At 65.9% G+C, this 1,230-nt stretch carries 1 protein-coding gene; it reads right to left on the reverse strand.

What is annotated here, in order from left to right:
- Positions 1-8: 8 nt before the first annotated feature.
- Entirely contained in the window at positions 9-1,043 is a 1,035-nt protein-coding gene (locus tag M4960_RS19120) for an IS30 family transposase (RefSeq protein ID WP_123294985.1), read from the reverse strand.
- Positions 1,044-1,230 lie beyond the last annotated feature (187 nt).

The raw sequence follows: 1,230 nt of genomic DNA on the forward strand, positions 1-1,230 counted from the left end.
GGGTGGATTCAAGTGGTCGGTGCAACACCGCCTGTCAGTGACGCCGAGAGTAGCTCGTCGAGAGCTTCTCTCGGCGTCATGGCGTCGAGGCGTTTGCGTGGTCGGTTGTTGAGCTTGTCGGCGATGTAGTCGAGGTAGTCCGCGGGGAACACGGACAGGTCCTGTCCCTTCGGGAAGTACTGCCGCAGCAGCCCGTTCGTGTTCTCGTTCGAGCCGCGCTGCCAGGGCGAGTGAGGGTCGCAGAAGTAGATCTCGATCCCGGTCGCGATGCTGATCTGCTTGTGGGACGCCATCTCGATGCCCTGGTCCCAGGTGACCGACTTGCGGAGCATCTCGGGCATCTTCCCGATCGCGGTGATCATCTGATCTCGCACCTCGGCAGCGCCGTGCTTAGTCGGCAGGTGGAGCAGCATCACGAACCCGGTGGTGCGTTCGACCAGGGTGCCGATCGCGGAACCCGAGTCCTTCCCAACGATCAAGTCCCCTTCCCAATGCCCGGGGACCAGACGACCCTCGACCTCGGCGGGTCGATCCGCGATCGAGACCATTTCGAGCATGTCCGCCCGCGACCGACGCTGTTCCCGCCCCCGCGGCCGGCGCAGCGTCCGCCCGGTGCGCAACGCGACCTGGAGTTCGCGTTTCACCCCACCACGGCCCTCGACATACAGGGCCTGGTAGATCGTCTCGTGCGACACCCGCATCTCCGGATCGTGTGGGAAGTCCCGCCGCAGCCGGAGCATGATTTGCTCCGGTGAACGGTCCGCTTCCAACCCAGTCTGCACGTAGTCCCGGAGCCGACCGTTGATGGCGAGCTTGCGTGGTTTTGGTCGGGCCCGCCGCTGATCAACGATCCGTTGCGCCGTTGAGGGCCGATACCCGCCCCGGCCCGCGTTGCGCAGCTCACGAGATACCGTCGATGGTGCCCGACCGAGCCGGGCAGCGATCTGCCGGAGCGAGTGCCCCCGAGACCGACCAAACCAGATCTCTTCACGCTCCTCGAGCGACAACCGGACACCGGACGGAGCAGCGAGCACGGGCGGCATGCCGCCAGCCTGGCTGACCCAGTCCGCGGCCGTCGACCGGTTCACACCAGTCGCGGCCGCGGCCAGGGTCGTGCTCCCAAGCTCCGCCAACGCAGCCCAGAACCGTCGCTTGTCCTCACGCGTGTGCCAACGACCCACACCAACACCTCACCACTCAAGGTGTTGCAACCACCCCTTGAACCCAAGG

This window comes from Curtobacterium sp. MWU13-2055 (assembly GCF_023242305.1).
GTDB lineage: Bacteria > Actinomycetota > Actinomycetes > Actinomycetales > Microbacteriaceae > Curtobacterium.